This is a genomic window from Aliiroseovarius sp. B-4 (assembly GCF_056857795.1).
The window spans coordinates 200637-224284 of sequence record NZ_JBSXNV010000039.1; the positions used below are offsets into that span (position 1 = coordinate 200637).

Consider the following 23648-nt stretch of genomic DNA (forward strand, 5'->3'; position numbering starts at 1 on the left):
TTTTTCACGATGCGGCAAATGGATGATTCGACGCAAGCGAAATTGTCAGTCGCGGTCAGGTTGCGAATGTGGATTTCAGGATGGCCGACAGGTGATCGGCATCGTCTTGGGTGAATGCGTCGGGCTTGTCGCTGTCAACGTCAAATACCGCAATCAGATCGCCCGCGCGGTTCCAGACCGGCAGGACAAGCTCGGACCGCGTCGATGATGCACACGCGATGTGGCCGGGGAAAGCATCGACATCCGGCACCAACTGCACGTCACCCGTGCGCGCCGAAGCCCCGCACACCCCGCGCGAGAACGGGATTTGCAAGCAGCCATGCCCGCCCTGATACGGGCCTATTTTCAGAAGCTCAGGCTCCGTCACGCGGTAAAAACCTGTCCAATCAAAACGATCATCAGAATGATGCACTTCACAGGCCAGTGTGGCCATCAGGGCGACCTCGTCACGCTCGCCTTCGGTCAGCGATGCGATCACCTGGGCAAGCTCGGAATAGTTGACGTGTCCCATGGGGCCTCCGATGCGAACGGGCGCACATGTCCCGCGCCCCTTGGTTTCCAGACGTTGGTTCAGACGCGTTCGATCGCGATGGCGGTGCCTTCACCCCCACCGATACAGATCGCCGCCACACCGCGTTTCAATCCGCGCTTTTCCAGCGCGTTCAGCAGTGTGACAATAATCCGCGCGCCAGAAGCACCAATCGGGTGGCCCAGCGCGCAGGCCCCGCCATTCACGTTTACCTTGTCGCGCGGCAGACCGAACTCATGCATGAATGCCATCGGCACCACGGCGAAGGCCTCGTTCACCTCCCACAGATCCACATCGTCCGTTGTCCATCCCAGCCGGTCCAGCAGCTTTTGCGCGGCGGGGACAGGAGCGGTCGGGAACAGGTTGGGTTCCTGCGCGTGGCTGGTATGGCCCAGAATACGCGCGCGGATCTTCAGGCCGTTGGCCTTGGCGGCATCTTCAGACGCGACAACCAATGCCGCTGCGCCATCCGAAATGGAGGAACTGTTAGCAGGCGTCACCGTCCCATCCTTGCGGAAGGCCGGTTTCAGCGTCGGGATCTTTTCGGGCAGCGCCTTGCCGGGCTGCTCATCTTCGGCCACCACAACGTCGCCCTTGCGGGTTTTGATCGTCACGGGAGTAATTTCGCCCTCGAACGCCCCGGATTTCTGGGCGTCGAGCGCATTGGATAGCGATTTCAACGCGTATTCATCCTGCGCCTCGCGGGTGAACTGGAAGGCTTCGGCGCAGTCTTCGGCAAAGGTGCCCATCAGGCGCCCCTTGTCATAGGCATCCTCAAGCCCGTCCAGAAACATATGGTCGATGACGGCACCATGGCCAATGCGTGCACCGCTGCGCATTTTCGGCAACAGATAGGGCGCTTCGGTCATGCTTTCCATACCGCCCGCCACCATGATGTCGGTGCCACCCAGTGCGACCTGATCAAAGGCGATCATCGTTGCTTTCATGCCCGATCCACACATCTTGTTCAGCGTGGTCGCCGGCACTTCTTTGCCCAGTCCGGCAGCAAAACCTGCCTGACGTGCCGGTGCCTGACCCTGACCTGCTGGCAGAACGCAGCCCATCAATACTTCCTGAATCCGAGTGGCCGAGGCACCGGCATCATCCAACGCGGCCTTGATGGCAGCGCCCCCCAGCTCTGCGGCTGCAACACCTGTGAAAGCGCCCTGAAACCCGGCCATCGGCGTGCGCGCGGCACCTGCGATTACGACATTCTTCATCGTCCACTCCATCCCATATGCAAATTCCTGACCACGCTTACCGAATGGTAACGATCGCCGTCTAGACTGTAGTTCTACCAATCTCGGGAAGGAGAATACAGTTGGAACTTGCTCATATTGACACCGCCGGGACGCGGGTGATCACTGTTGGCGAACATAGGATCGACGCCGCCATTGCCATCAGCTTCAAGGATCGTATGCGCGAACTGACCGATGGCGGCCCGGCCCGCATCGTCGTGGACATGGCGCAGGTCGATTTCATCGATTCCAGTGGGCTTGGCGCAATCGTCGCAGCAATGAAGCAGGTCGGTCCGTCCAAATCGTTTGAATTGGCCAGCCTGTCCGGTACGGTGCAGAAGGTGTTCAAACTGACCCGCATGGATACCGTGTTCACGATCCACGCCAATATTGATACCGCTTTGGCCGGCCCTGTCGCAGATGTCGGCTGAGACGCTTTGCTTCATGGGGCGAGCAAATCACCGGCATAAATCGGCGCTTTCGCCAGAAACGGACGAGATGAGACTTGTTTTTCCGGCCCGTCCGATGGCCGTGCGTCGGGCGCTTCAGGCGTCGATGACCGGTCTTTCCCGCCTCAACCTGACGGCAGACGAACGCGGCGTTATCGAGATTGTATTGGCCGAAGTTTTGAACAACGTGGTGGAACACGCTTATGACCATCACAAGGACGGCGTCATCGAATTACAGGTAAGGCGAATGCAGGACAGTCTGAGCTTCACGGTTCTCGACGACGGTGTTCCCCTGCCAAAAGGCAACCTGCCGGAGCACACCAGAAACAAGCTGGATGGCCCGGTCGAAGAGCTTCCGGAAGGTGGCTTTGGCTGGTCACTGATCCAGGATCTGACACGGGATCTGCACTATGTTCGCAGCGATGTCAGGAACAGGCTGGATTTTACCATTGTCCTTGCCGACACGCGGATAAGCTGACTTCTCAGGTGTTTGGCATGGATCGCCGCCATATCGACGCAAAGGCCGCCAAACCGCGTCTTGGCAAGGGTTGCATCACCTCATAGTCTGCGCAAAAGCGAAGCTGAGAGGTTCCATGCGAGACTTCCACCTGCCCGGACGGTCGTCCGTCTTTACTACAAACGGTATGTGCGCGACGTCCCACCCCCTTGCGGCGCAGGTTGCCGTGAGCGTTCTGAAATCCGGCGGAAATGCCGTCGATGCCGCGATCGCTGCCGGGGTGCTGCTGGGCTTCTGCGAACCGCAGATGACCGGCATCGGGGGGGATTGTTTCGTCCTGCTGGATGCGCCGGGACAGAAAGACATAATCGCCTTGAACGGATCAGGGCGCGCACCGGGCGGATTTTCCGCAGAGGCCTTGCGCGATCGTGGCTTGGCGCAGATCCCGGAACGTTCGGTTCATGCGGTGACGATCCCCGGCGCGGTGGACGCCTTTTGCACCCTGTCAAATGACTGGGGCCGCCTGTCGCTTGCCGAAACGCTTGCCCCGGCCATCCATTATGCCGAAACAGGCGTACCCGTCGCCCCCCGGGTCGCGATGGATTGGAAGATCGCGGACCGCGATGCGTGTCTTTCCGGCGTCGCGCGCGATTTCTATCTTCAGAATGGATCCGCACCACAAGCGGGCGACGTCTTCCGCGCGCCGATGCAGGCCAAAGCACTCCGCGCCATCGCCCAGCACGGGCGCGCCGGTTTCTATGAAGGCGAGGTGGCCGGGGATATGGTTGCCAGCCTCACCGCCTTGGGCGGCACACACAACATGAAGGATTTCGCAAAGACACACGCGTTCTATACCGATCCGATTTCCGGGACCTACAAGGATGTTGACCTGGTCGAACATCCACCAAACGGACAGGGGGCCACGGCCATCCTTTTGGCAAATATCCTGTCTCATTTTGACCTTGCCACGCTTGATCCGTTCGGAGCCGACCGCGCTCATATCGAAGCCGAAGCCACCAAGCTGGCCTATGACGCCCGCAACCGGATCATCGCCGACCCGGATGAGACCACACGGCTGGACCACATGCTGTCACATTCCACCGCCGAAAAGCTGGCGGCGCTGATCGACCCGCGCAAGGCGATGCCTTCTGCGACCCGACTTTGCGAAGCCGTGCACCGCGATACGGTCTATCTGACCGTCGTCGATAAGGACCGAATGTCGGTTTCGCTGATCTATTCGATCTTCCATTCCTTCGGGTCCGGGTTTGCATCGGAAAAGTTTGGCATTCTGTTTCAGAACCGCGGCGCGGGTTTCAACCTGAAAGAAGGCCACCCGAATGAAGCTGGCGGCAACAAGCGCCCGATGCACACGATCATTCCCGGAATGCTGCGCGAAGGCGGCGCGGTGACGATGCCCTTTGGCGTGATGGGTGGGGCGTATCAACCGAACGGTCATGTGCGCTTTCTAAGCAATATGGTAGATTTCGGGATGGACGCCCAAACCGCCATCGACGCCCCCCGCAGCTTTGCAGACCAAGGTGTTTTGAAATTGGAACGCGGCTATGGCCCCGATGTTCGGAAGCAATTGGCTGATATAGGGCACGAGATCGCTCTCTCTGATACACCGATTGGGGGCGCACAGGCCATTCGCATTGATCATACGCGCGGCATCCTGATCGGGGCATCTGATCCCCGCAAGGACGGTTGTGCGATCGGATATTGACGCGCTATCAGTTCAATTGAACGTGCAGCGGGTACTGGCCGTCTTCCAGATCTCCGAAAAATTCGGGCACATCGGGGTGGCCAACAGGTTCGCCGGAATAGTCTGCAACCAGATTTTGCTCGGACACATAAGCAACATAGTAGCTTTGGTCATTTTCAGCGAGCAGGTGATAAAACGGCTGATCTTTCTGGGGGCGGCTGTCCTCGGGGATGGCATCATACCATTCCTCGGTGTTCGAAAACATGGCATCCACGTCAAACACGACTCCCCGGAAGGGGTGCTTCCGGTGACGGACAATCTGTCCGAGAGAATATTTGGCGCGCGTCTTTAACATATATTAAAGCTCCTAGTTTCGTAATTAGCGCCTCTGGGGGGTATTTGTCCATGGAAGCGGGGCCAGTTTCTACGAAACAGATTGTGTAGTGGTCTGCGGCGCCATTTTACGGAGACGCGTGCGCGGGTCGCTGCTGGTCGCAAAATTTTTGACAATCTTGGAATTCCCAGCCTCGACAGTTTCGGCTATAGTTCTAAAAAACAAAAGATTGCGAGAGGCAGATGAGCAGACTTCTTCGCACGGCATTGATATTGGTTTTCCTAGCGTCATGTGGAGGTGACTCCAAGGCGCCGCGAAATCTGAACAATGCGTGCAGCATTATCGAGCAACGCCCGAAAATCTATCGGGCCATGAAACAGGCTGAGCGGAGATGGAAAGTTCCAGTGCCGGTTCAGATGGCGATGATCTATCAGGAATCGAAATTTATCCGGGACGCGCGCACCCCGATGAAATACACGCTCGGCGTGTTGCCCATGGGGCGCCAAAGTTCTGCCTATGGATATGCCCAGGTTCTGGATGCGACGTGGAAAGAATACCAACGCGATGAAGGCGGTCGCGGTGCGCAGCGCACTGACATCAAGGACGCCACAGATTTCATGGGCTGGTACATGAATGAAACGCGCGCCAAGACGGGAATCCCCCTGACCGACGCGCGCAATCAATATCTGGCCTATCACGAAGGGCGTGCAGGGTATTTGCGTGGCAGCCACAATTCGAAATCATGGCTGCTTCGGATCGCGTCCGAGGTGCAAGCCCGTGCCATTCTGTATCAGTACCAACTGGCAAGCTGTCGACGCTGAACTGACCTTAACGTGCTCGCTGCTGGATCGCTGCTGTAATGGAAAACAGCGAGCTTCGCAGCGGCGCGCCTTTGGTCAATTCACCCAGCAAGACGGTGGTTTTAGACCCGGCGTTGTCGGTGATGATCCACTGGCGCAACTCTGTCGGGTTTGCGGTGAACTTCAACTCGATCGTCCCGATCTCGGGGTTCTGCGGGTCTTGCGCCAGCACCGTGGTCGCTGTGCCGTCATACCCATGCCCAATCACGGTCTTCGCCTGATTCAGGTTCACGTTGCGCGCAAGGATCAGGTTCAGCGGCGTGCGGTTCAGCGGGTATTGCTGCGGTCCGGCGTTGGATTTGCCGTCAAAGATCGCGACTTGTGATCCCCCCGCCACGACCAGCGCATCCGTCGGCGGGTTATATTCAAACCGCGCCCGCCCCGGACGTTTCAGGTAAATCGTCCCGGTCGAGATCGTGCCGTCATCGTTAATCTGCGTAAACGAGGCTTTGGCCGTATCCAGCCCGTTCAGATATTGCGAGATCGCGTTCAGCGAGAGCTTTTCAGCCATCGCTGGCGCGGCACTCAGGGCCACCGCCGCGGCGGCAATTGTCATTCGAAAAGGAGTCATTCATCCTGCCTTTGCTGATCGGGCACACTCTATCCCGTTACATATGGGAAGATTAAGTCCGATCAGAAGATGATAGGCGATAACACGCCGCTCAATTCAAGGTGTTATTGCGCGACCGCAGCGGTCACGATGACCTCGACCTTGTAACCCGGTGTGGCCAGATCGGCGGATCCGGTGGCGCGGGCGGGCGCGTGACCCTTCGGCACCCAAGCATCCCATACCTCGTTCATCGCGGCGAAATCCTTCATATCTGCCAGCCAGATCACCGCCTGAAGCATGTGTTTCGTGGACGACCCCGCTTCGTTCAGCAGATTTTCAACACGGGCCAGACATTCGCGCGTCTGTTCGGCAACGCTGTCACCTGCATTACCGACCTGGCCTGCCAGATAGATCACGCCTTTATGGGTCACACTCTGGCTCATCCGGTCGGTCGTATGGCGTCGTTGAATCATCTTTTGCCCCAATGCTGCTGTTGGTTGACCGCGCACCCGCCCATGCGGGTGCGGCGGTTCTTATTGTTCCGGGATCAAAATCTCGCGCTTGCCCACATGGTTGGACGCAGACACCAGACCTTCGTCTTCCATCTGTTCGACCAAGCGCGCGGCCTTGTTATAACCGATGCCAAGTTTGCGCTGGATATACGAGGTCGAGCATTTGCGGTCTTTGATCACAATTGCCACAGCCTGATCGTATTGCGCGTCTTCACCCGTGGTGTTGCCGCCAGTGTTCAGACCCAGAACCGCGTCGATATTGTCGGCTTTGTCATCCGGCGGGCCTTCAACCACGCCACCCACATATTCGGGTGCGCCAAAGCCTTTCAGGTAGGTGACAATCTCTTCCACCTCCTCATCCGACACGAACGGGCCGTGAACGCGGGTGATCTTCGATCCGCCCGCCATGTAAAGCATGTCGCCCATGCCCAGAAGCTGCTCGGCGCCCTGTTCGCCCAGAATGGTGCGGCTGTCGATTTTCGACGTCACCTGAAACGAGATACGGGTGGGGAAGTTCGCCTTGATCGTGCCGGTGATCACGTCCACTGATGGACGTTGCGTTGCCATGATCAAATGAATGCCCGATGCCCGTGCCATCTGCGCGAGACGTTGGATACACGCCTCGATTTCCTTGCCCGCGACCATCATCAGATCGGCCATCTCGTCCACGACCACCACGATATAGGGCAGTTTCTCGGGCGCAAATTCCTCGGTCTCGAAAATCGGTTCACCGGTATCGTCGTCGAAACCTGTCTGCACGGTGCGCTCGAACATCTCGCCCTTGGCAAGAGTGTCAGCGACACGGCCGTTATAGCCTTCAATGTTCCGAACCCCCATCTTGGACATCTTGCGATAGCGGTCCTCCATCTCGCCCACGACCCATTTCAGGGCGACGACCGCCTTTTTCGGATCGGTCACAACCGGAGACAGAAGGTGCGGGATGCCGTCATAGACGCTGAGCTCCAGCATCTTCGGATCGATCATGATCATCCGGCAGTCTTCCGGTGTCAGACGATACAGAAGCGACAGGATCATCGTGTTGATCGCCACGGATTTACCCGACCCGGTCGTCCCTGCGATCAACAGGTGAGGCATCTTGGCCAGGTTCGCGACGATCGGATCGCCGCCAATGTCCTTGCCCAGCGCCAGCGGCAAGCCGTGATTGCCATCGCCAAAATCCCGGGTCGACAGGATTTCGCGGAACGACACCATTTCACGCTTTTCGTTGGGCAATTCGATCCCGATCACGGACCGGCCCGGCACGGTCGAGACACGGGCCGACAAGGCCGCCATCGAGCGGGCGATGTCGTCGGCCAAACCAATCACGCGACTGGCTTTCAAACCGGGTGCGGGTTCCAGTTCATACATGGTGACAACGGGGCCGGGACGCACGGAAACGATCTCGCCTTTCACACCGTAGTCATCCAGCACCGTTTCCAACATCCGCGCATTTTCTTCCAGAGCTTCGTCCGACAGGTGGTGACGCTCGATCGTGATCGGATTCGCCAAGAGGTTCAGCGGCGGAAGCTCATACCCCGGATGGGTTTCTTCGAAGCTCAGCGACGGTTGCGCCTCGGCTTTCGCGCGGGCCGATGGCTGCACGGGCTTGGGCGCAGGATGTTGAACGACCTTCTTGGCAGGTTGCGACAGCCCGGCATGTGGCGGGGTGTAAACACGCGGCTCGGACGCGGCGGCATCTGGGGCCATCAGGTCTTCGACAACCATATCGTCGTCCTCGATCATGTCGGGTGCAGGCACGATCCGAGCCTGAGCCGGTGCCTGATGGGAATCCGCCAGCGGCACCACATTCAGGATCATCGGGTCGGGGCTGCGACGATGGCGGGCAACGGCGCGCGCAAGCGGCGGTTCAGCCCGTGTTGGATCGCCAAAAGCTGGTTGATGCGTCCGGTTTTTCAGGGCCGATGCAATCTTGGCCCGGATGCGATCCTCGCCACCCAAGCCGTCGGGGATATCGCCATCAAAGGTGGGTTGCTCCACCAGTTCCGGTTCAGGGGTCCGGCGGAACAGGGCGTTCAAAAGTCCCGGCTTGGCTGGTGTGGGGGCAGGTTCTTCAATCCCCTCGCCATAGGTCGCCGAGGCACCGCGCAACGGCGGCTCGGGTCGCATCACGCGGCCAGCGCGCAGGGGTGGCGGCGCGGTGAACTCTTCGTCATAGGCCTCATCTGCCTTGACTTGTGCAAGACGTTCCTCTTTGCGGGCCGCTTGTCGTGCTTGCATTTGGCGGGCTGTTGCCGCCGCCCCTTGGGCCGCGCCCTTGGCACCCTTGCCCAGCAAGGATACGACGGCCGCATAGCTCATCACGACGCCGACCATCAGAAAATGGCCGAAGCGTTGCATTTCGAACCGGTCCGCACCGATCACGAACAGAACGGCAACCAAGGCAGCGATGGCCGATACAACAGACATCACTTTCAGGCCCAACCCAGCACTCACTGGCAGCCCTGCCAGCAAAGCGCCCAACACGGTATCACCGAACAGACCGCCCAACCCAAAGGAATGCGTCCAGCCCGCACCCGGCACCAAAGTCGAAGCATAGATCGAACACAGCGCCACCGCGATGGGGGCAAAAATCATCCGCCCAAAAACGCGGTCCTGACCGACATGGAAGGTTAGGCGCAGCCCCCAAACGGCAAGGATCAGCGAAAGGGACCATGCGCCCAGCCCGGAAATGACGGCCAACGGCGAAGCGATGAAGGCACCGACCCGCCCCAATGCGTTCTGCGCGGGCGTATCTGTGGCCGACATCCAACCGGGATCTTCGGGCGAATAGCTGCCAAGGATCAGCGCCAAAATGACCCCAAGGGCAATCAGCCCCAGCCCCAGAAGCTCTTTCCCACGTCGTTCGATCACAGCCTGCGTGTTGCTGTCAAAGATGGGATCCCGTTGTTTCGCCTGATACGCCATACCACCACGTCCTTACGTAAAGAGACAGTCACGGATCTGAATCAACCCGCGCTGCATTTCTTGTTTTGGGGCCACCATGGCGACCCGTATATACCCCTTGCCGGGGTTTTGATTGCTCACATCCCGCGACAGATACGCACCGGGCAGAACCCGCACGCCTGTTTCGGTCCAAAGTTTCATGGCTGCTGCTTCGCCGTCCTCGACGGGCAGCCACAAGAAAAAACCGGCCTCTGGCCCCTGATAGTCTTCGACGCCTGCAAAAACCTCGTCCGCCAGCGCGTATTTCTCCTGATAGAGCGCGCGGTTGTCGGCCACATGCGCCTCGTCCGCCCAAGCGCGTTCCGCCACCCGTTGCAGGGGCAGCGGCAACGGCGCACCCGCATAAGCGCGCAACTGGCGCACCCGATGGATGCTTTCCGGTCCGCCAGCAACAAACCCCGACCGAAGGCCGGGCAGGTTCGACCGCTTTGACAGCGAGTGGAACACCACCACGCGGTCCGTGTCGGCACCGCCTTCGCGGGCCACCTCGAGCGCGCCCGGAGGCGGTGTGTCGCGATAGATCTCCGAATAACATTCGTCCGCGAAAATCTGAAAATCGTATTTCTCGGCCAAGGCGATCAGGTTCGCCCAGTAATCCCGATCCGCCACAGCGCCCTGCGGGTTTGTGGGCGAGCAGATATAAGCAATTTCGGTCCGGTTCAGGGTGTCGGGCGACAACTGGGAATAGTCCGGCAGGAACCCGGTTGCAGCCGATGTGGGCAGGAACACCGCGTCCGCCCCAACTGTTGCCGCCGCAACCGCATAAACCTGATAAAACGGGTTGGGGATCAGCACCACAGGCCGTTCACCGCGCGCCGTCCGCTCTGGGCAAAGCGCCAGAAGCGCGTTGAACAACCCCTCACGCGTGCCGTTCAACGCCATAACCTGCGTGGCGGGATCGATCTGCACACCGTAGCGTCGCCGAAGCCAGTCGCTGATTGACTGCAACAGTTCGGTCGATCCATCGTTCGGTGGATATTCTCCAAATTCTTGAACATGTTGGGCAATCACCTGCGGCACCCATTCAGGGAATGGATGTTTCGGCTCGCCAATCGTCATATGCATGACTTCGCCGCCCGGTCTATGGGCGTCAAGAAGGCTCCGCAGGCGCGGAAATGCATATTCGGGCAAGCTGGAATACCGCTCGGGAAACGTCATTGGAACGTCACTATACTGCCTCAAATCTCGGGATCATTTCGCCCCGTTTGATCCAAGGATAGCCCGCAATCAACGGCGGGTCCAGAAAAAGGCCGCAATTTTCGATGGTTGAGGGTGTCGGTTGTGGCTTTTAGGCCAACACGGCTTCCGCAGCCGCCCCCAGACGCAACAATCGCTCCTCGGCCATTGGCGCACCCATCAACATGATCCCGGTCGAAGGCAAGCCGGTGGGCAGGTTCAGGCCGCATGACCCCATAAGGTTGCCTATGCGCGTGTTGCGCAGCGCCCACAGGTTTTCCTCGACATAATAGTCGTGATCGTCCATCAGCCGCGAGACAATGGGCGGCATGATCGGAGAGGTCGGCAGCACCACAGCGTCATACCCGGCAATCGCGGCGTGATACTCATCCCTGATCTGATCCAGCCGTTGCCAGGCCCGGACATAGTCTGCCCCGCCAAACTGACCCCCCGCGCGGAACCGTTCCAGGATTTCGACGAACATCAGATCCGGGCGCGCTTCGATCTCGTCCTGCCATGTCGCATAGGCTTCGGTTGTAAACAGAACGCCGGACATGGCCAATGCTTCGTCCACAATGGCTGAATGGGCGCGCCGGATCACAGCGCCGCCGTCCATCAAACGCCCGATGGCGCTTTCGAATCCGGCTTTCGGTTCGCTGCGCGCACCTTCCAGCCCGTTTTCCAAAACCAGAAGGCGCGTGCCTTTCAGGCTGGCCCCACGCAGATCTGCAGCCGCGCCGCCCTCCAGCACTGCCAGCATCAGGGCGGCGTCTTCCACCGTGCGGCACAGCGGCCCAACCGTGTCGAACCGTGCGGCCAATGGCACAACCCCCTTGGACGACACCCGACCAGAGGTGGTTTTCAACCCCACAAGATCATTCCACGCCGCTGGAATGCGCACCGATCCGCCGGTGTCAGACCCGACAGCCCCCGCCGCCAGACCAAACGCCACCGACGTCGCCGCCCCCGAACTGGATCCACCCGACACCGCGTCATAGTCGTTCACACAAGGGCTGGTCGCCGTCACAGGGTTCAACCCAAGGCCCGAAAAGGCCAGTTCGCTCATATGCGTTTTGCCAAGGCAGACAAGCCCCTGCGCGGTCGCATTGTGCAGCACTTCGGCATCGCGGTCCGGCACCCGGTCCTTCAAGAGAGCCGATCCCGCTTCGGTCGCGACACCGGCTGTGTCAAACAGGTCTTTCCAACTGATCGGCACGCCGTCCAGCAAGCCTAAACGATGCCCGGATGCCGCACGTTTGGACGCCGCTGCCGCTTCGGTCAGTGCGCGGGATTCGGTAAGCCGCGCATAGATGCGATCCTGAAACTTGTGCGCCTTGATGGCGTCCAGAAAGGTTTCGGTCAGGGCAACAGGGTCAATGTCGCCTGCACCGATTCCCCGACCCAGATCGCCCATGCTCATGGTCAGCCACTGGTTGCTCATCAAACCCTCCTGTCCGGTATTGTGGTGACGGTAGCGACGCTTGCACACATGGACAATCCCCGACAACGGGTTCAAAAAGGTGATATGAAGATTGATGCCGATATTCTGATCGTTGGTGGCGGGTTGAACGGCCCGGCCCTGGCGCTTGCGCTGGCCGATACCGGCTTTAGCGTCACAATTATTGACGCGCCGCCAAAGGGCACGCGTGGTAGCGATGATTTCGATGGGCGTGGCTATGCGCTGGCGCTGGCCTCGCAGCGACTATTGTCAGCCATCGGCGTTTGGCCCAAGGTCGCCCCCAACGCTCAACCCCTGCTGGATATCCGTATCTCGGACGGTCGTCCCGGAGAAGGGACCGGGCCCTTCGTGCTGGAATTTGACCACGCCGAGATCGACGAAGGCCCAATGGGATACATGGTCGAGGACCGGGTCCTGTCGCGCGCCCTTCTGGGCGCAGTCGAGGCGCATCCAAAAGTAACCTTACTGGATCAGGAAACCGTGGTAGAACAAGCGGTTGGCCCCGCTTCGGTTACATTGTTGCTTGCGTCGGGCAAGCGCCTGACCGGACGTGTGGTGGTGGGCTGTGATGGACGTCTATCCGGCACCGCCGAACGGGCAGGCATCAGGCGGTTTGGACATGACTACGGGCAAACCTCGTTGGTGTGCGCGATTGATCATGAATTGCCCCACAACGGTGCCGCGCATCAATTTTTCATGCCATCCGGCCCGCTGGCGATCCTGCCGCTTCCAGGCAATCAAAGTTCGATCGTCTGGACCGAAACCCATGCGGAAGCTGCCCGCATTCATGCGCTGGATGATGACGGGTATCTTGAGGAATTGCGCCCGCGTTTCGGGTCGTTCCTCGGTCAGATCAACCTTGCGGGCAAGCGATTTACTTATCCCCTGAACCTGACCGTTGCGAACGCCTTTTTCGCGGATCGACTGGCGCTGGTGGGGGATGCCGCCCACGGTTTGCACCCAATTGCCGGACAAGGTTTGAACGCGGGTCTGAAGGATGTGGCAGCACTGGCCGAAGTGCTGACCCACGCCCGCCGTCGCGGTGAAGACGTCGGACGGTTGGACGTGCTGGAGCGTTATCAACAATGGCGGCGTTTTGATGTGGCGCAGATGGTGGCCGCGACCGAAGCCACCAACCGCCTGTTTTCAAACGACAACCCGATATTGCGAACGGTGCGCGATCTGGGTCTGGGGGTTGTAAATGCGATGCCGGGCCTGCGGCGCGGGTTCATCCGCGAAGCCGCTGGCTTGACCGGCGATTTGCCCCGGCTGTTGCAGGGTCGCCAAATCTAGCGCATCAATCCTCGATCTTGCGGGCTTCGTCCACCAACATCACCGGGATACCGCCCCGAATTGGAAACGCCAGACGCGCCGCTTTCGACACAAGCTCTTGTTTGTCAGCATCATAGCGCAGCACTGTTTGGGTAACGGGACAAACCAGCGCTTCAATCATGCGGCGGTCAAATTCTGGGGCGGGCGCCTCGGTCATTGCACTTTCTCCTCGCCTACACCTTTGCGCAGGGTAAATTCCATCAACGTGACCAAAGTCTCGCGGCGGGTGCTGAGGGACGGTGCCTCAAGCAACGCCTGCTTGTCTTCGGGGTCAAACGGGCACAGCATCGACAAGGCGTTGATCATCAGTTCGTCTTCCGCGGTTTGCAGACTGTCCCAGTCGGTTTGCAGCTCTTCCAGCTCGAAATAGCGCTCAAGTAGCTTGAAGAAGGCATCCCGATCCAAACCAGGGTCATGTTCGGCTGGGCCGAGGTCGCGATCAAAGCCGCGCCAATCGGCCTCGGTTCGCAGATAGGGCATGAACCCCTCTTGCACCGCGCCAAGGCGAAAGCGCGAGACGCCGGTAAGCGTGATCATATACCGTCCATCCTCGGTTTCGGTGAACGAGGTGATGCGTCCGGCACACCCAATGGCATGTAACCGGGCCGTGTCCTGATCGCTGTCACCGATCGGCTGTATCATTCCGATCAATCGCTCGGGTGTCTTCAAAGCATCATCGAACATCGCCAGATAGCGCGGCTCGAACACATGCAGGGGAAGCCTACCGCGCGGCAACAGCAGTGCGCCCGGCAACGGGAACAGCGGCAGGAAATCTGGCAGGTCAGCGGCTGACATCATGATACCACTGTAACGCGGCTTGTCCGATCACACAAAGATCATCGACGACAGCTTGCGCCGACCCGTCAAGGCGATGGGGTCTTTCGCGTCCAGCGCGTCAAAAATCGTGAACAGCTGCGCCTTGGCCGCCCCGTCGTTCCAGTCTCTATCCCTGCGGAAAAGCTCCAACAACTCATCGACAGCAGCCTGCACATCACCTGACGCATTCAAAGCCACGGCCAGATCGAAGCGGGATTGATGATCGTCCGGGTTGGCATCCACGGCTGCGCGCAATTCAGTCACAGGGCCAGCACTTTCCGCCTGACGCGCCAGTTCGATCTTTGCGCGGGCGGCTTCCAACTCGGGCGCGTCCGAGATTTCGGCAGGGGCACCATTCAGAACAGCCTCGGCCTCGTCTGTATTGCCCTTGGCAATATGGGTGCGGGCCAGTCCGCCGAAGGCCGCGGCGTTTGCGGGGTCTTCTTCCAGGATGGCGGCATAGGTTTGCGCGGCATCGTCGATGGCGCCTGCCTCCAACATCTCGTCTGCGGCGGCAATGGCATCCGTCAAACCGTTATCTGCATCTCCACCCAAAGCGGCCACCCGATTGACGAATTCTTTCACTTCGGAGGCAGGCAGCGCGCCCTGAAACCCGTCAGCGGGCTGTCCTTGCCAAAACGCATAGACGGTCGGGATCGACTGCACGCGCAACTGGCCTGCGATCATCTGGTTTTCGTCCACGTTGACCTTGACCATGCGCACCTTGCCGCCGGCTTCGGTCACGGCGGCTTCCAGCGCCGGACCAAGCGTCTTGCACGGGCCGCACCACGGCGCCCAGAAATCGACGATGACCGGCACCTCTTGCGAGGCTTCGACGACATCCTGCATGAAGGTCGCTTCGCCCACATCCTTGATCAGATCACCCGCGGCCGGTGCGCCGCCCAGTTCAAGTTCCATCGCTCAAGCTCCTTCAAATGCGTTGAGGCTTATATGCCCCCTGCCCTGCGGGTTTTAAAGGTCGAAAGTCGCAAAGACCGGTGCGTGATCGGATGGCTTTTCCCAACCGCGCGCATCGCGCAACACGCGTGAGGCATGACCAGCGTTCGAAATGTCCGGGGTGGCCCAGATATGATCCAACCGACGACCCTTGTCTGCTGCATCCCAGTCCTTTGCGCGATAGGACCACCAAGAATAAAGCTGCCCTTCGGGAATATCCTGCCGGGTGATGTCGACCCAATTCGCAGCGTCCTGCACTTGGGCCAGCGCTTCGACCTCGACCGGCGTGTGGCTGACCACTTTCAGAAGCTGTTTGTGGGACCAGACGTCATCTTCGCGCGGGGCGATGTTCAGATCGCCGACGAGGATCGACTTGCCCGGCTTTTCGGCAAAGAAATGGTCGCGCATATCGGTCAGATAATCGAGCTTCTGGCCAAACTTCTCGTTCACTTCGCGGTCAGGCACATCGCCGCCAGCGGGCACATAGAAATTGTGGATGATGACCCCGTTTTCCAGCTGCCCCGCGATGTGCCGGGCATGGTCCAAGCCGGCAAAACCGAAGCTCGCGACCTCTTTCATCGGTAGGCGTGACAGGATCGCAACGCCGTTATACCCCTTCTGCCCACGCGCCACCATGTGGGTGTAGCCCAGGGCGTGAAACCCCTCCATCGGGATCTTCTCGACCGGGCTTTTGCATTCCTGAAGGCACAGAACATCGGGGCCTTCTTCGGCCAGAAGCTTCTGCACAATCGGTTCGCGCAACCGCACCGAGTTGATGTTCCAGGTGGCAAGGGTGAAGCTCATTCTATCCTCCGGTGATCGCGCGTTTGGCGTGACCATAAAGGACGGATCAAAAAGTGAACAGGGGCGAGTTTGACCCCGCCCCGTTTCGTTAGGTGTAGGAGACGACCTCCCACTCGACCCCATCATGATCATCGAAATAAAACCGCCGCCCCGGTTCATAATTCCCATGGTTGTGCGGCCTGAACCCGGCGGTTTTCACCCGTTTTTCGACTGCGTCAATGTCATCCACCGTTACCCCTACATGGTTCAACCCGGCGCGGGTTGTATAAGAATGCTGCGGATTATCTATGGCCCTGTTGGGCGTGTATAGAGCCACATAGCTTCCCTCATCCCCCACATGGGCGGTGTATCCGCCCGATATCGCGTCGCCTTCCCAACGGATTTTCCAATCAAACACGGCCCCCAGCCAGACGGCGGTCGCCTTGGGGTCTGATACGGTCACATTCACATGTTCCAGAACTGCCATTTTGGCCTCCTTGATTTCAGTTGCGACTCGATTGATAATTCCTAAAGCTAACTTTAGCTCAAGCTTTTTCTTTGGAGTTTCTCATGGAGCGCAGAAACGAGATTTCGATCGGCACGTTGGCAGGCCGCACAGGGCTGGCCGTGTCCGCGATCCGGTATTACGAAACCCAAGGGCTGGTCGCGCCGGAACGCAACGCAGGCGGGCAAAGGCGGTTTCTGCGCTCAGACATACGGCGACTAAGCTTCGTCATGATCGCGCAAAAGTTCGGGTTCACCCTGGATCGCATCCGCGAGGTGCTGTCCCGCCTGCCCGCAGGCCGAACCCCCACGGCAAAAGACTGGGCCGGGATTTCCCAAGACTTTCGCGCGGAGTTGGACGAACAAATCGAAGCCCTCACCCGCCTGCGTGACAAGCTGGACGGGTGCATCGGGTGCGGGTGCCTGTCGCTGGATCGCTGCGCGCTTTATAACCCTGACGATGTGGCGGCCGAAAAAGGCGCTGGGCCGCGGTATTTGCTGGGAGATGAGGCGGTTCGGCCTGAAAACTGAGGGCGCACGAAGCCGCGGCATTGATCTGTCTTAAGGCAATCTGACCGCTTCCGCTGCAAACTGACCCCAATGGAGGTCAGCTATGTCCGATCATGGTCACAGCCATCAGGAAATTGCCGCACGCATTGGCGCACCCCCGGGCAAAGGGGTGCTGCGCGATGCGGTCTATGGTGCCATTGACGGGTCAGTCACGACGTTTGCCATTGTGGCTGGCGTGGCGGGGGCCGGATTGTCGCCGTTCATCATTGTGGTTCTGGGTTTGGCCAATGTGCTGGCTGATGGGTTTTCGATGGCCGCCGCTGCCTATTCCGGCACCAAAGCCGAGCAAGACAACTATCGCCGCATTCGTAAGATTGAAGAAAAGCATATCCGGTCCCATCCGAAGGGGGAATGGCTCGAAGTGCGTGAAATCCTTGCCCAAAAGGGACTAAGTGACCGTCTTCTGGACGATGCCACCGACGCAGTGACTCAAGACAAAGAGCGTTGGATCGACTTGATGATGGAAGGTGAATATGGACTGAGTTCCAGTGATCCGCACCCGATGCGTTCAGCCACGACCACATTCCTGTCCTTCCTTGTGGCCGGGATGATCCCTCTATCGCCCTTCATCCTGAAACTTGACGGCGCTTTTTCCCTGTCCGCATGGATGACCATGGCGAGCTTCTTTTCCATCGGCGCACTGAAAAGCCACTGGTCCCTCAGCCCTTGGTGGCGATCTGCGGTTGAAACCCTGCTGATCGGCGGCGCCGCAGCCGGGCTGGCTTACGGCGTTGGGACATTGTTCAATGTTTGATGGCGTGAGGGCAGGGTGTAGTTGTTTTACTGATTTGCTGCGTGCTGTCTAACGACACGCGTTGGTTCATTGTTTTCAAAGTTTTAGCTTCATATGGATCACCCGCTCATCATCGCCGTGAAACGCCTCCGGGTCAGTAAACCTGAAAAATCCCAGACTTTCGTATAGCGGAAGCGCCTCATCATGACGATAGAGCGCATCAAGCCAGACCATGCCGACGCCTTGCGCCTGCGCCTTTGACAACAACGCTTCGCCCAGCTTACGACCTATCCCCTTGCCGCGCGCAGTATCCCGCACATACATCCGGTTCATCTCGGCATCATTGGCGCCCTTAGGTTTCATAAGCACGATCCCGACTGGCTCATTATCAAGCAACGCTAGAAAACACTCGCCATGTGGGGGCAAAAAATGGTCTGCAAAGTTCTCAAGCTCGCCTTTGACGTTCTGCTCCTCAAGGTATTCGTCTATCGTATCAAGCATTTCAGTATACCTGGCACGAAGGCCATCGAAAAACTCCCACACAAGCACTCTGACTTGGTCAATCTCTTCAGGGGTGCGGGCAAGGATAACTTTGGCTGACATATTGGGCCTCCAAAATCTTAGCTTAGCCGCACTTTCCAAGTTCTCCAATCGCATCAAAAAAAGACCGGACCCAAAGGTCCGGCCAGTCCATCAGGGAGGAATGTGCCCGCAACCCCGGACACCAGGGAACCTTATGCGTTCAACCGATACCCGCCGCTTTCCGTCACCAGAAGCCGTGCGTTCGACGGATCGGGCTCGATCTTCTGGCGCAGGCGATAGATATGTGTCTCTAACGTGTGGGTTGTGACGCCTGCATTATAACCCCAGACCTCGTGCAGCAGGACATCGCGGGCCACCACACCGTCGTTTGAGCGATAGAGGAACTTAAGGATATTCGTCTCTTTCTCGGTCAGGCGCACTTTGCGGTCATCTTCGGTGATCAGCATCTTCATCGACGGCTTGAACGTATACGGCCCAAGCTGAAACACGGCGTCCTCGGATTGTTCGTGTTGGCGCAACTGGGCACGGATACGGGCCAAAAGCACCGGGAACTTGAAGGGCTTGGAGACATAGTCGTTTGCGCCTGCATCCAGACCCAGAATGGTGTCGGAATCGGTGTCATGCCCGGTCAGCATCACAATGGGGCATTTCACACCCTGTTTGCGCATCACGCGGCACAGCTCGCGCCCATCCGTGTCGGGCAGGCCCACGTCCAGAATCACAAGATCATAGATCGCTTCCTTCGACTTGATCAGAGCCTCAGATCCGTTTCCGGCCTCGAAGACATCGAAGTCCTCGGTCATCAGAAGCTGTTCGGCCAGCGCGTCGCGCAGATCCTCCTCATCATCAACAAGCAGTATCTTTTTCAGTGTGGACATGTCGCCCTCCTCCGTCGTGTTGCTCAAACAGATGTTCCTCCCTCACGCGATTGACAAGATTTGTAACAGCGGTCTCACGGCCTCGTGTCAATTCACTGGTAAATGTTTCATATCGTGACAGTTCATCCCAAAGCGCTTGGCGAAAATCGGTGATTCAAGTTCGTCGCAAAACGCTTTAACTATAGGTCGTGAAAGGATGCCGATGAGACTTGCCCCCAATCAGACCGAGCTTCTGGCCCGCGCCCGTGCCGATTTGCGCATGGGAGTCCCGGTGGTGCTGGCGCGTGATGGACGCACCGTGTTGGTTGCGGCCGCCGAAACATTGTCATCGGGGCGGCTCAGCGAGATGCGTACACTTGGCGCGCCAGTTCTTGCCATAACACCCCGGCGGGCGGCCACGCTGAAGGCCCGCGCTTATTCCGACCGCGTGGCCCGGATCGAACTGCCGCATGATGCCGGAACCGACTGGATCGCATCCGTCGCCGATCCCGCAGATGATCTGACCCACCCGATGAAAGGGCCTTTTCGTACCCTGCGCGGTGGGGATGATGGGCTTGAGGCGCAGTCTGTTGCCCTGTGCAAATCCGCCCGCCTGTTGCCCGCCGCTTTGGTGATAGATGTCTCTAACACGCCCGAAGTCGCCACCAATGATAACCTGACCGCCATGTCCTTGGACGATGCGATGGTCGAGATCATGTCCCTCGCGCCTGTCATCCACGCCCGCTTGCCCCTATCGGTCAGCGAAGCCGGACGCCTGCATATCTACCGCCCGGACGATGGCAGCGAAGAACACTATGCCGTGGAAATTGGCCGCCCACCCCGCGATAATCCGGTCCTTGCACGCCTACACTCGGCCTGTTTCACCGGCGACGTGCTGGGCAGCCTGAAATGCGATTGCGGCCCGCAACTTCACACCGCTCTTGCGCGGATCGGACAGGAGGGCCAAGGCGTGTTGCTTTACCTGAATCAGGAGGGACGCGGCATCGGGTTGGCCAACAAGATGCGCGCCTATTCCCTGCAAGATCAGGGGTTTGACACGGTGGAAGCAAACCACCGCCTTGGGTTTGAGGATGACGAGAGGGATTTCCGCATCGGCTCGATGATCCTCAAGTCACTGGGCTTCTCATCCGTTCGCCTGATGACCAACAACCCCCGCAAGGTTGCGATGATGAACGAGACCGGCATTCAAGTCACTGAACGGGTGCCGCTGAAGGTTGGAAAAGGCACCCATAACGAAGCCTACCTTGCCACCAAAGCTTCCAAATCCGGGCATCTGCTGTGATCCCGCGACGAACGGACATGGTGGTATCGCGCTGGGATGCGCGCTTCATGGGCCGCCGGTTCCGTGTCTCCATCGGGCGCGGCGGAATGACGGACAACAAGCGCGAGGGCGATATGGCCACCCCGCGCGGGAAATGGAGGATCGTCGGCGGCTACTTCCGCGCTGACAGAATCGCACCCCCAGACACATTGCTTGACCTTCACCCGATAAACCCACGGGACATCTGGTCCGACGACCCCGCTGATGCCGCCTATAACCACCCGCTGCGCGCCACGAACCACCCGTTCAGCCACGAAAAACTACGCATGACTGCCCGACTTTACGACGTGGTGTTGATCAGCGATTGGAACTGGCCCGACGCACAACCCGGCAAAGGGTCGGCCATCTTCATCCACCAATGGCGCAAACCACGCCACCCCACCGCCGGATGCCTGGCCTTTGCACCGCAAGATCTGCGCTGGATCCTGTCTCACTGGACACAACACAGCCGCATCATCGTCCGCTAGGTCTTTTTCTTGTCCAAAATATCCTGGGGTGAATGCGCAACGCGCAGAGGGGCAACGCCCCTAATCGTAGTCCCGCGCGCCAAAAATCGCAGACCCTACCCGCACATGTGTCGCACCTTGTACAATCGCACGCTCGAAATCGCTGCTCATCCCCATTGAAAGTTGCTCCAACCCGTTGCGTTTGGCCATCTTGGCCAGCAGGGCAAAATGCAGGGTCGGCTCTTCATCTACCGGCGGAATGCACATCAACCCGACGATTGGCAGTCCCAGATCGCGACATTCGCTGACGAAATCATCCAGATCGTCGGGCATGATCCCCGCTTTCTGAGGCTCCTCGCCTGTGTTCACCTGAATGAACAACTGCGGGCAATGCCCTTCTTCGTTGGCAATACGCGCTATGGCACGGGCAAGCTTTGGTCTGTCGACCGAATGGATCACATCGAACAGACCCATGGCCTGGCGGGTTTTGTTGGATTGCAGCGGACCAATCAGGTGCAGTTCGACACCATCGAACCGTTCCTTCAAATCTGGCCACTTGCTTGCGGCCTCTTGAACCTTGTTTTCGCCAAAGACACGGTGGCCCTCTTCCAAAACGGCAACAACCCGCTCCAGCGGCTGCACTTTGGACACTGCGATCAACTGAGTCGATCCGGGTGCGCGGCCCACGCGCGCTTCTTCCTTGGCGATACGGTCGATGATGTCGGAAAGTGGCATGGAACCCCCAGAATCTAAAGTCTCAAAAACAGGTGTCCCAAAAGAAAAGAGCGGGCACAAGGCCCGCTCTTCCCTAAGTAATAATCCGTTAGGATTAGAACAGCATGATGATACCGAGGTCGGCAACGGTTTCCGAAACCGAAATACCACCAGCAGTGGAGGTGATTTCACCCACACCAGCATTGACCGAGGCGCCGCCACCCAGGTCATAGGAAACACCCAGACCATAGGCTTCTACATCAAGAAGGCCAGCAAAGTCAGCATTCGAGTAAGCAGCGGTCACACCAACTGCACCCATGGTGTAGCCACCGGTGATGCCGTAGGAGGTGATGTCGTTGTCATCGTTACGCGAATACAGAGCATTCAGCGAGAAGTCAGAGATATCAGCGCCAGCTTTCACGTGGATGGTGCTCGACGTGTCGATCAGGCCCCAATCGTCGTAACCCAGGCCAACGTTGAAGTCACCCATCGAGTAGGTGGCTGCAACCGAAGTGATCTCGGTGCCGTTCAGGTCGTGCGAGATCGCAACGCCGAAATCACCAAAAGTGCCTTGGTACATCAGGTTGCCGGAGTCAGCAGCGTCAACCAGAGCTTCTGCAACGTTATCAACGCCGAGACCCGAGTAACCGATGTCCGACAGACCCAGTGTTGCGTCAACAGCCGAACCAACGGTACCGACCGAGAACTTGCCGAAGCCGCCTTCGATATAGACAACTTGGTTGTCAGTAGCAGCAGCGCCGCCATTGTCGAAGGTCAGGTCAAGGTCAACACCAAAGCCCAGGCCACCATCAGTTTCACCAGTCATGTCGATATACAGAGTGGTGTAGTAGTCAGCGTTCCAGTCGCCTGTTGGGTCGTCGTAGACAAAGCCCATACCGGCTTCGCCGGAGAAGCTGATTTCAGCGGCGGCGAAGCCAGCCGATGCAACCAGTGCGGTCGAAGCGAAGAGAATCTTTTTCATTTCGTTTTCCCTCATGTGTTTCAATAGTGCACCTCAATTCAGGGAAATCCGAATTGAGTATGATGGTTCAATCTACCTTTCCGCCGGGGTTTGCAAGAAATGCGAAACCAGTTTTCGGATTGCGGCCGAAATTGGTGCTTCTATGCCACAGTTTCCCAGACTGCATTTCCCGGATCGCGGTATTCCCACTCGTTTCCAGCGTCTTGGCCCGCAGATACGGCATTTGGGAAAACGCTTGCCCGCCTGTATGGCCTTATATACTAACAAGAGGAAATTGAGGAAACGGGGCTTATTTATGCGCATCTTCAAGTCTGTCGCATTCGGAATTTCATTGATTGGTGTGCTCGGGCTGTCTGCCTGTGGCGGCGGCCGCGGATCGTTGGGGATCGGCGGTGGTCAGCAGCAGGCAAATACCGTCCAGCATTCGCCCCAAACGGAAGAGCGGCGCGAAACCATCTGGGATTTGTTCACCAATGTGGACGACCCCAACACCACGGTCGAAGTAAACCGTTATATCTGGAATGCCTCGCTGGATGTGCTGAGCTTCATGCCGGTTCAGGCCGCCGATCCCTTCTCGGGTATCATCGTCTTTGGCTTCGGTCGTCCGCCCGGCGGCGGCTCCACTTACAAAGCCACCGTTCACGTGCGCGACCCCGCGCTGGATGCGCGGTCGTTGTCAGTCGCACTCTATACACGGTCCGGCCCCGCCAGCGCCGAAGCCGTGCGCAAGGTCGAAGATGCGATCCTGACCCGCGCGCGCCAGCTTCGTATTCGCGACGGCAACCTCTAGACCCGGATCGACCATCGGAATAAGACAAGCGCCGGGCCAGTTGCCCGGC

The 23648-nt window shown here is 58.7% G+C and carries 27 protein-coding genes; 10 read left to right on the forward strand and 17 right to left on the reverse strand.

Features of this window, described 5'->3' with window-relative positions:
- Nucleotides 1–55: 55 nt before the first annotated feature.
- Together AC13C8_RS11915 and AC13C8_RS11920 are read right to left on the reverse strand one after the other, a co-directional pair.
- Nucleotides 56–511, reverse strand: a complete 456-nt coding sequence (locus tag AC13C8_RS11915) for a GAF domain-containing protein (RefSeq protein ID WP_482847486.1) — start codon at nt 509–511, stop codon at nt 56–58.
- Nucleotides 512–570: 59 nt separating this feature from the next.
- Nucleotides 571–1749: a thiolase family protein gene (locus AC13C8_RS11920; protein ID WP_091427463.1), complete on the reverse strand. Its 1179-nt coding sequence runs from the start codon at nt 1747–1749 to the stop codon at nt 571–573.
- A gap of 101 nt (nt 1750–1850) precedes the next feature.
- On the opposite strand from AC13C8_RS11920, the gene AC13C8_RS11925 reads away from it, so the two are divergent.
- The 3 genes from AC13C8_RS11925 (at nt 1851) to AC13C8_RS11935 (ending at nt 4396) form a co-directional block, all read left to right on the forward strand.
- Nucleotides 1851–2198: an STAS domain-containing protein gene (locus AC13C8_RS11925; RefSeq protein ID WP_091427465.1), complete on the forward strand. Its 348-nt coding sequence runs from the start codon at nt 1851–1853 to the stop codon at nt 2196–2198.
- A 67-nt stretch (nt 2199–2265) separates the two neighbouring features.
- Nucleotides 2266–2694, forward strand: a complete 429-nt coding sequence (locus AC13C8_RS11930; protein ID WP_177179265.1) for an ATP-binding protein — start codon at nt 2266–2268, stop codon at nt 2692–2694.
- Nucleotides 2695–2809: 115 nt separating this feature from the next.
- The gene (locus AC13C8_RS11935) at nt 2810–4396 is read left to right on the forward strand and encodes a gamma-glutamyltransferase family protein (RefSeq protein WP_482847489.1); all 1587 of its coding nucleotides are present in this window, start codon (nt 2810–2812) and stop codon (nt 4394–4396) included.
- Between the two features lie 7 nt (nt 4397–4403).
- On the opposite strand, the gene hspQ is transcribed toward AC13C8_RS11935, so the two are convergent.
- A complete protein-coding gene (gene hspQ / locus AC13C8_RS11940) occupies nt 4404–4730 on the reverse strand; it encodes a heat shock protein HspQ (RefSeq protein WP_091427472.1) in 327 nt (108 codons plus the stop codon).
- A 221-nt stretch (nt 4731–4951) separates the two neighbouring features.
- Here hspQ and AC13C8_RS11945 point away from each other — a divergent pair, with 221 nt between their 5' ends.
- A complete protein-coding gene (locus tag AC13C8_RS11945) occupies nt 4952–5530 on the forward strand; it encodes a transglycosylase SLT domain-containing protein (RefSeq protein ID WP_482847491.1) in 579 nt (192 codons plus the stop codon).
- Nucleotides 5531–5537: 7 nt separating this feature from the next.
- On the opposite strand, the gene AC13C8_RS11950 is transcribed toward AC13C8_RS11945, so the two are convergent.
- From AC13C8_RS11950 to AC13C8_RS11970, 5 genes are all read right to left on the reverse strand, one after another.
- On the reverse strand, nt 5538–6125 hold the full coding sequence (locus AC13C8_RS11950) for a LolA family protein (RefSeq protein ID WP_482847493.1): 588 nt from the start codon (nt 6123–6125) through the stop codon (nt 5538–5540).
- 119 nt (nt 6126–6244) lie between these two features.
- Complete coding sequence (locus AC13C8_RS11955) at nt 6245–6592, reverse strand: RidA family protein (RefSeq protein ID WP_091427476.1); 348 nt, start codon at nt 6590–6592, stop codon at nt 6245–6247.
- A 60-nt stretch (nt 6593–6652) separates the two neighbouring features.
- Nucleotides 6653–9556: a DNA translocase FtsK gene (locus AC13C8_RS11960; RefSeq protein WP_482847495.1), complete on the reverse strand. Its 2904-nt coding sequence runs from the start codon at nt 9554–9556 to the stop codon at nt 6653–6655.
- A 12-nt stretch (nt 9557–9568) separates the two neighbouring features.
- A complete protein-coding gene (locus AC13C8_RS11965) occupies nt 9569–10753 on the reverse strand; it encodes an aminotransferase class I/II-fold pyridoxal phosphate-dependent enzyme (protein ID WP_482847497.1) in 1185 nt (394 codons plus the stop codon).
- Nucleotides 10754–10883: 130 nt separating this feature from the next.
- The gene (locus AC13C8_RS11970; RefSeq protein ID WP_482847498.1) at nt 10884–12212 is read right to left on the reverse strand and encodes an amidase; all 1329 of its coding nucleotides are present in this window, start codon (nt 12210–12212) and stop codon (nt 10884–10886) included.
- Between the two features lie 84 nt (nt 12213–12296).
- Here AC13C8_RS11970 and AC13C8_RS11975 point away from each other — a divergent pair, with 84 nt between their 5' ends.
- A complete protein-coding gene (locus AC13C8_RS11975; protein ID WP_482847499.1) occupies nt 12297–13523 on the forward strand; it encodes an FAD-dependent monooxygenase in 1227 nt (408 codons plus the stop codon).
- Nucleotides 13524–13527: 4 nt separating this feature from the next.
- Here the strand turns inward: AC13C8_RS11975 and AC13C8_RS11980 are convergent, their stop codons facing one another.
- From AC13C8_RS11980 to AC13C8_RS12000, 5 genes are all read right to left on the reverse strand, one after another.
- Nucleotides 13528–13719, reverse strand: a complete 192-nt coding sequence (locus tag AC13C8_RS11980; RefSeq protein ID WP_482847500.1) for a Trm112 family protein — start codon at nt 13717–13719, stop codon at nt 13528–13530.
- The gene (locus AC13C8_RS11985; protein ID WP_091427486.1) at nt 13716–14360 is read right to left on the reverse strand and encodes an LON peptidase substrate-binding domain-containing protein; all 645 of its coding nucleotides are present in this window, start codon (nt 14358–14360) and stop codon (nt 13716–13718) included. The genes AC13C8_RS11980 and AC13C8_RS11985 overlap by 4 nt, the downstream gene beginning before the upstream one ends.
- 27 nt (nt 14361–14387) lie before the next feature.
- Complete coding sequence (trxA, locus tag AC13C8_RS11990; RefSeq protein ID WP_091427488.1) at nt 14388–15296, reverse strand: thioredoxin; 909 nt, start codon at nt 15294–15296, stop codon at nt 14388–14390.
- Between the two features lie 54 nt (nt 15297–15350).
- A complete protein-coding gene (locus AC13C8_RS11995; protein WP_091427490.1) occupies nt 15351–16139 on the reverse strand; it encodes an exodeoxyribonuclease III in 789 nt (262 codons plus the stop codon).
- Between the two features lie 88 nt (nt 16140–16227).
- Nucleotides 16228–16605: a VOC family protein gene (locus AC13C8_RS12000; protein ID WP_091427491.1), complete on the reverse strand. Its 378-nt coding sequence runs from the start codon at nt 16603–16605 to the stop codon at nt 16228–16230.
- An 83-nt stretch (nt 16606–16688) separates the two neighbouring features.
- Between AC13C8_RS12000 and soxR the strand changes: the two genes are divergently transcribed.
- Nucleotides 16689–17153 carry a redox-sensitive transcriptional activator SoxR gene (soxR, locus tag AC13C8_RS12005; RefSeq protein ID WP_091427492.1) on the forward strand — a complete coding sequence of 155 codons (465 nt, stop codon included), beginning with the start codon at nt 16689–16691 and terminating at the stop codon, nt 17151–17153.
- An 82-nt stretch (nt 17154–17235) separates the two neighbouring features.
- The gene (locus AC13C8_RS12010; protein WP_091427493.1) at nt 17236–17946 is read left to right on the forward strand and encodes a VIT1/CCC1 transporter family protein; all 711 of its coding nucleotides are present in this window, start codon (nt 17236–17238) and stop codon (nt 17944–17946) included.
- Nucleotides 17947–18021: 75 nt separating this feature from the next.
- Here the strand turns inward: AC13C8_RS12010 and AC13C8_RS12015 are convergent, their stop codons facing one another.
- Nucleotides 18022–18528 carry a GNAT family N-acetyltransferase gene (locus tag AC13C8_RS12015; RefSeq protein WP_482847503.1) on the reverse strand — a complete coding sequence of 169 codons (507 nt, stop codon included), beginning with the start codon at nt 18526–18528 and terminating at the stop codon, nt 18022–18024.
- A 131-nt stretch (nt 18529–18659) separates the two neighbouring features.
- Nucleotides 18660–19346 carry a response regulator transcription factor gene (locus tag AC13C8_RS12020; protein WP_482847505.1) on the reverse strand — a complete coding sequence of 229 codons (687 nt, stop codon included), beginning with the start codon at nt 19344–19346 and terminating at the stop codon, nt 18660–18662.
- A 202-nt stretch (nt 19347–19548) separates the two neighbouring features.
- Here AC13C8_RS12020 and ribA point away from each other — a divergent pair, with 202 nt between their 5' ends.
- Both ribA and AC13C8_RS12030 read left to right on the forward strand, forming a co-directional pair.
- Nucleotides 19549–20628 (forward strand): GTP cyclohydrolase II, encoded by a 1080-nt coding sequence (gene ribA, locus AC13C8_RS12025; protein WP_482847506.1) that lies wholly within the window; start codon nt 19549–19551, stop codon nt 20626–20628.
- Between the two features lie 17 nt (nt 20629–20645).
- Nucleotides 20646–21134 (forward strand): L,D-transpeptidase family protein, encoded by a 489-nt coding sequence (locus AC13C8_RS12030; RefSeq protein ID WP_482847872.1) that lies wholly within the window; start codon nt 20646–20648, stop codon nt 21132–21134.
- Nucleotides 21135–21194: 60 nt separating this feature from the next.
- On the opposite strand, the gene AC13C8_RS12035 is transcribed toward AC13C8_RS12030, so the two are convergent.
- Both AC13C8_RS12035 and AC13C8_RS12040 read right to left on the reverse strand, forming a co-directional pair.
- The gene (locus AC13C8_RS12035; RefSeq protein ID WP_482847508.1) at nt 21195–21848 is read right to left on the reverse strand and encodes a YggS family pyridoxal phosphate-dependent enzyme; all 654 of its coding nucleotides are present in this window, start codon (nt 21846–21848) and stop codon (nt 21195–21197) included.
- Between the two features lie 94 nt (nt 21849–21942).
- Nucleotides 21943–22809: a porin gene (locus AC13C8_RS12040; RefSeq protein WP_482847509.1), complete on the reverse strand. Its 867-nt coding sequence runs from the start codon at nt 22807–22809 to the stop codon at nt 21943–21945.
- A gap of 295 nt (nt 22810–23104) precedes the next feature.
- On the opposite strand from AC13C8_RS12040, the gene AC13C8_RS12045 reads away from it, so the two are divergent.
- Nucleotides 23105–23599: a DUF3576 domain-containing protein gene (locus AC13C8_RS12045; RefSeq protein WP_482847511.1), complete on the forward strand. Its 495-nt coding sequence runs from the start codon at nt 23105–23107 to the stop codon at nt 23597–23599.
- Nucleotides 23600–23648: the final 49 nt, after the last annotated feature.

Coding starts and splice junctions, on each gene's coding strand:
- AC13C8_RS11915 (WP_482847486.1), bottom strand. CDS start 511: ATGGGACACGTCAACTATTCCGAGCTTGCCCAGGTGATCGCATCGCTG.
- AC13C8_RS11920 (WP_091427463.1), bottom strand. CDS start 1,749: ATGAAGAATGTCGTAATCGCAGGTGCCGCGCGCACGCCGATGGCCGGG.
- AC13C8_RS11930 (WP_177179265.1), top strand. CDS start 2,266: ATGAGACTTGTTTTTCCGGCCCGTCCGATGGCCGTGCGTCGGGCGCTT.
- AC13C8_RS11935 (WP_482847489.1), top strand. CDS start 2,810: ATGCGAGACTTCCACCTGCCCGGACGGTCGTCCGTCTTTACTACAAAC.
- hspQ (WP_091427472.1), bottom strand. CDS start 4,730: ATGTTAAAGACGCGCGCCAAATATTCTCTCGGACAGATTGTCCGTCAC.
- AC13C8_RS11945 (WP_482847491.1), top strand. CDS start 4,952: ATGAGCAGACTTCTTCGCACGGCATTGATATTGGTTTTCCTAGCGTCA.
- AC13C8_RS11950 (WP_482847493.1), bottom strand. CDS start 6,125: ATGACAATTGCCGCCGCGGCGGTGGCCCTGAGTGCCGCGCCAGCGATG.
- AC13C8_RS11955 (WP_091427476.1), bottom strand. CDS start 6,592: ATGATTCAACGACGCCATACGACCGACCGGATGAGCCAGAGTGTGACC.
- AC13C8_RS11960 (WP_482847495.1), bottom strand. CDS start 9,556: ATGGCGTATCAGGCGAAACAACGGGATCCCATCTTTGACAGCAACACG.
- AC13C8_RS11965 (WP_482847497.1), bottom strand. CDS start 10,753: ATGACGTTTCCCGAGCGGTATTCCAGCTTGCCCGAATATGCATTTCCG.
- AC13C8_RS11970 (WP_482847498.1), bottom strand. CDS start 12,212: ATGAGCAACCAGTGGCTGACCATGAGCATGGGCGATCTGGGTCGGGGA.
- AC13C8_RS11975 (WP_482847499.1), top strand. CDS start 12,297: ATGAAGATTGATGCCGATATTCTGATCGTTGGTGGCGGGTTGAACGGC.
- AC13C8_RS11980 (WP_482847500.1), bottom strand. CDS start 13,719: ATGACCGAGGCGCCCGCCCCAGAATTTGACCGCCGCATGATTGAAGCG.
- AC13C8_RS11985 (WP_091427486.1), bottom strand. CDS start 14,360: ATGATGTCAGCCGCTGACCTGCCAGATTTCCTGCCGCTGTTCCCGTTG.
- trxA (WP_091427488.1), bottom strand. CDS start 15,296: ATGGAACTTGAACTGGGCGGCGCACCGGCCGCGGGTGATCTGATCAAG.
- AC13C8_RS11995 (WP_091427490.1), bottom strand. CDS start 16,139: ATGAGCTTCACCCTTGCCACCTGGAACATCAACTCGGTGCGGTTGCGC.
- AC13C8_RS12000 (WP_091427491.1), bottom strand. CDS start 16,605: ATGGCAGTTCTGGAACATGTGAATGTGACCGTATCAGACCCCAAGGCG.
- soxR (WP_091427492.1), top strand. CDS start 16,689: ATGGAGCGCAGAAACGAGATTTCGATCGGCACGTTGGCAGGCCGCACA.
- AC13C8_RS12010 (WP_091427493.1), top strand. CDS start 17,236: ATGTCCGATCATGGTCACAGCCATCAGGAAATTGCCGCACGCATTGGC.
- AC13C8_RS12015 (WP_482847503.1), bottom strand. CDS start 18,528: ATGTCAGCCAAAGTTATCCTTGCCCGCACCCCTGAAGAGATTGACCAA.
- AC13C8_RS12020 (WP_482847505.1), bottom strand. CDS start 19,346: ATGTCCACACTGAAAAAGATACTGCTTGTTGATGATGAGGAGGATCTG.
- ribA (WP_482847506.1), top strand. CDS start 19,549: ATGAGACTTGCCCCCAATCAGACCGAGCTTCTGGCCCGCGCCCGTGCC.
- AC13C8_RS12030 (WP_482847872.1), top strand. CDS start 20,646: ATGGTGGTATCGCGCTGGGATGCGCGCTTCATGGGCCGCCGGTTCCGT.
- AC13C8_RS12035 (WP_482847508.1), bottom strand. CDS start 21,848: ATGCCACTTTCCGACATCATCGACCGTATCGCCAAGGAAGAAGCGCGC.
- AC13C8_RS12040 (WP_482847509.1), bottom strand. CDS start 22,809: ATGAAAAAGATTCTCTTCGCTTCGACCGCACTGGTTGCATCGGCTGGC.
- AC13C8_RS12045 (WP_482847511.1), top strand. CDS start 23,105: ATGCGCATCTTCAAGTCTGTCGCATTCGGAATTTCATTGATTGGTGTG.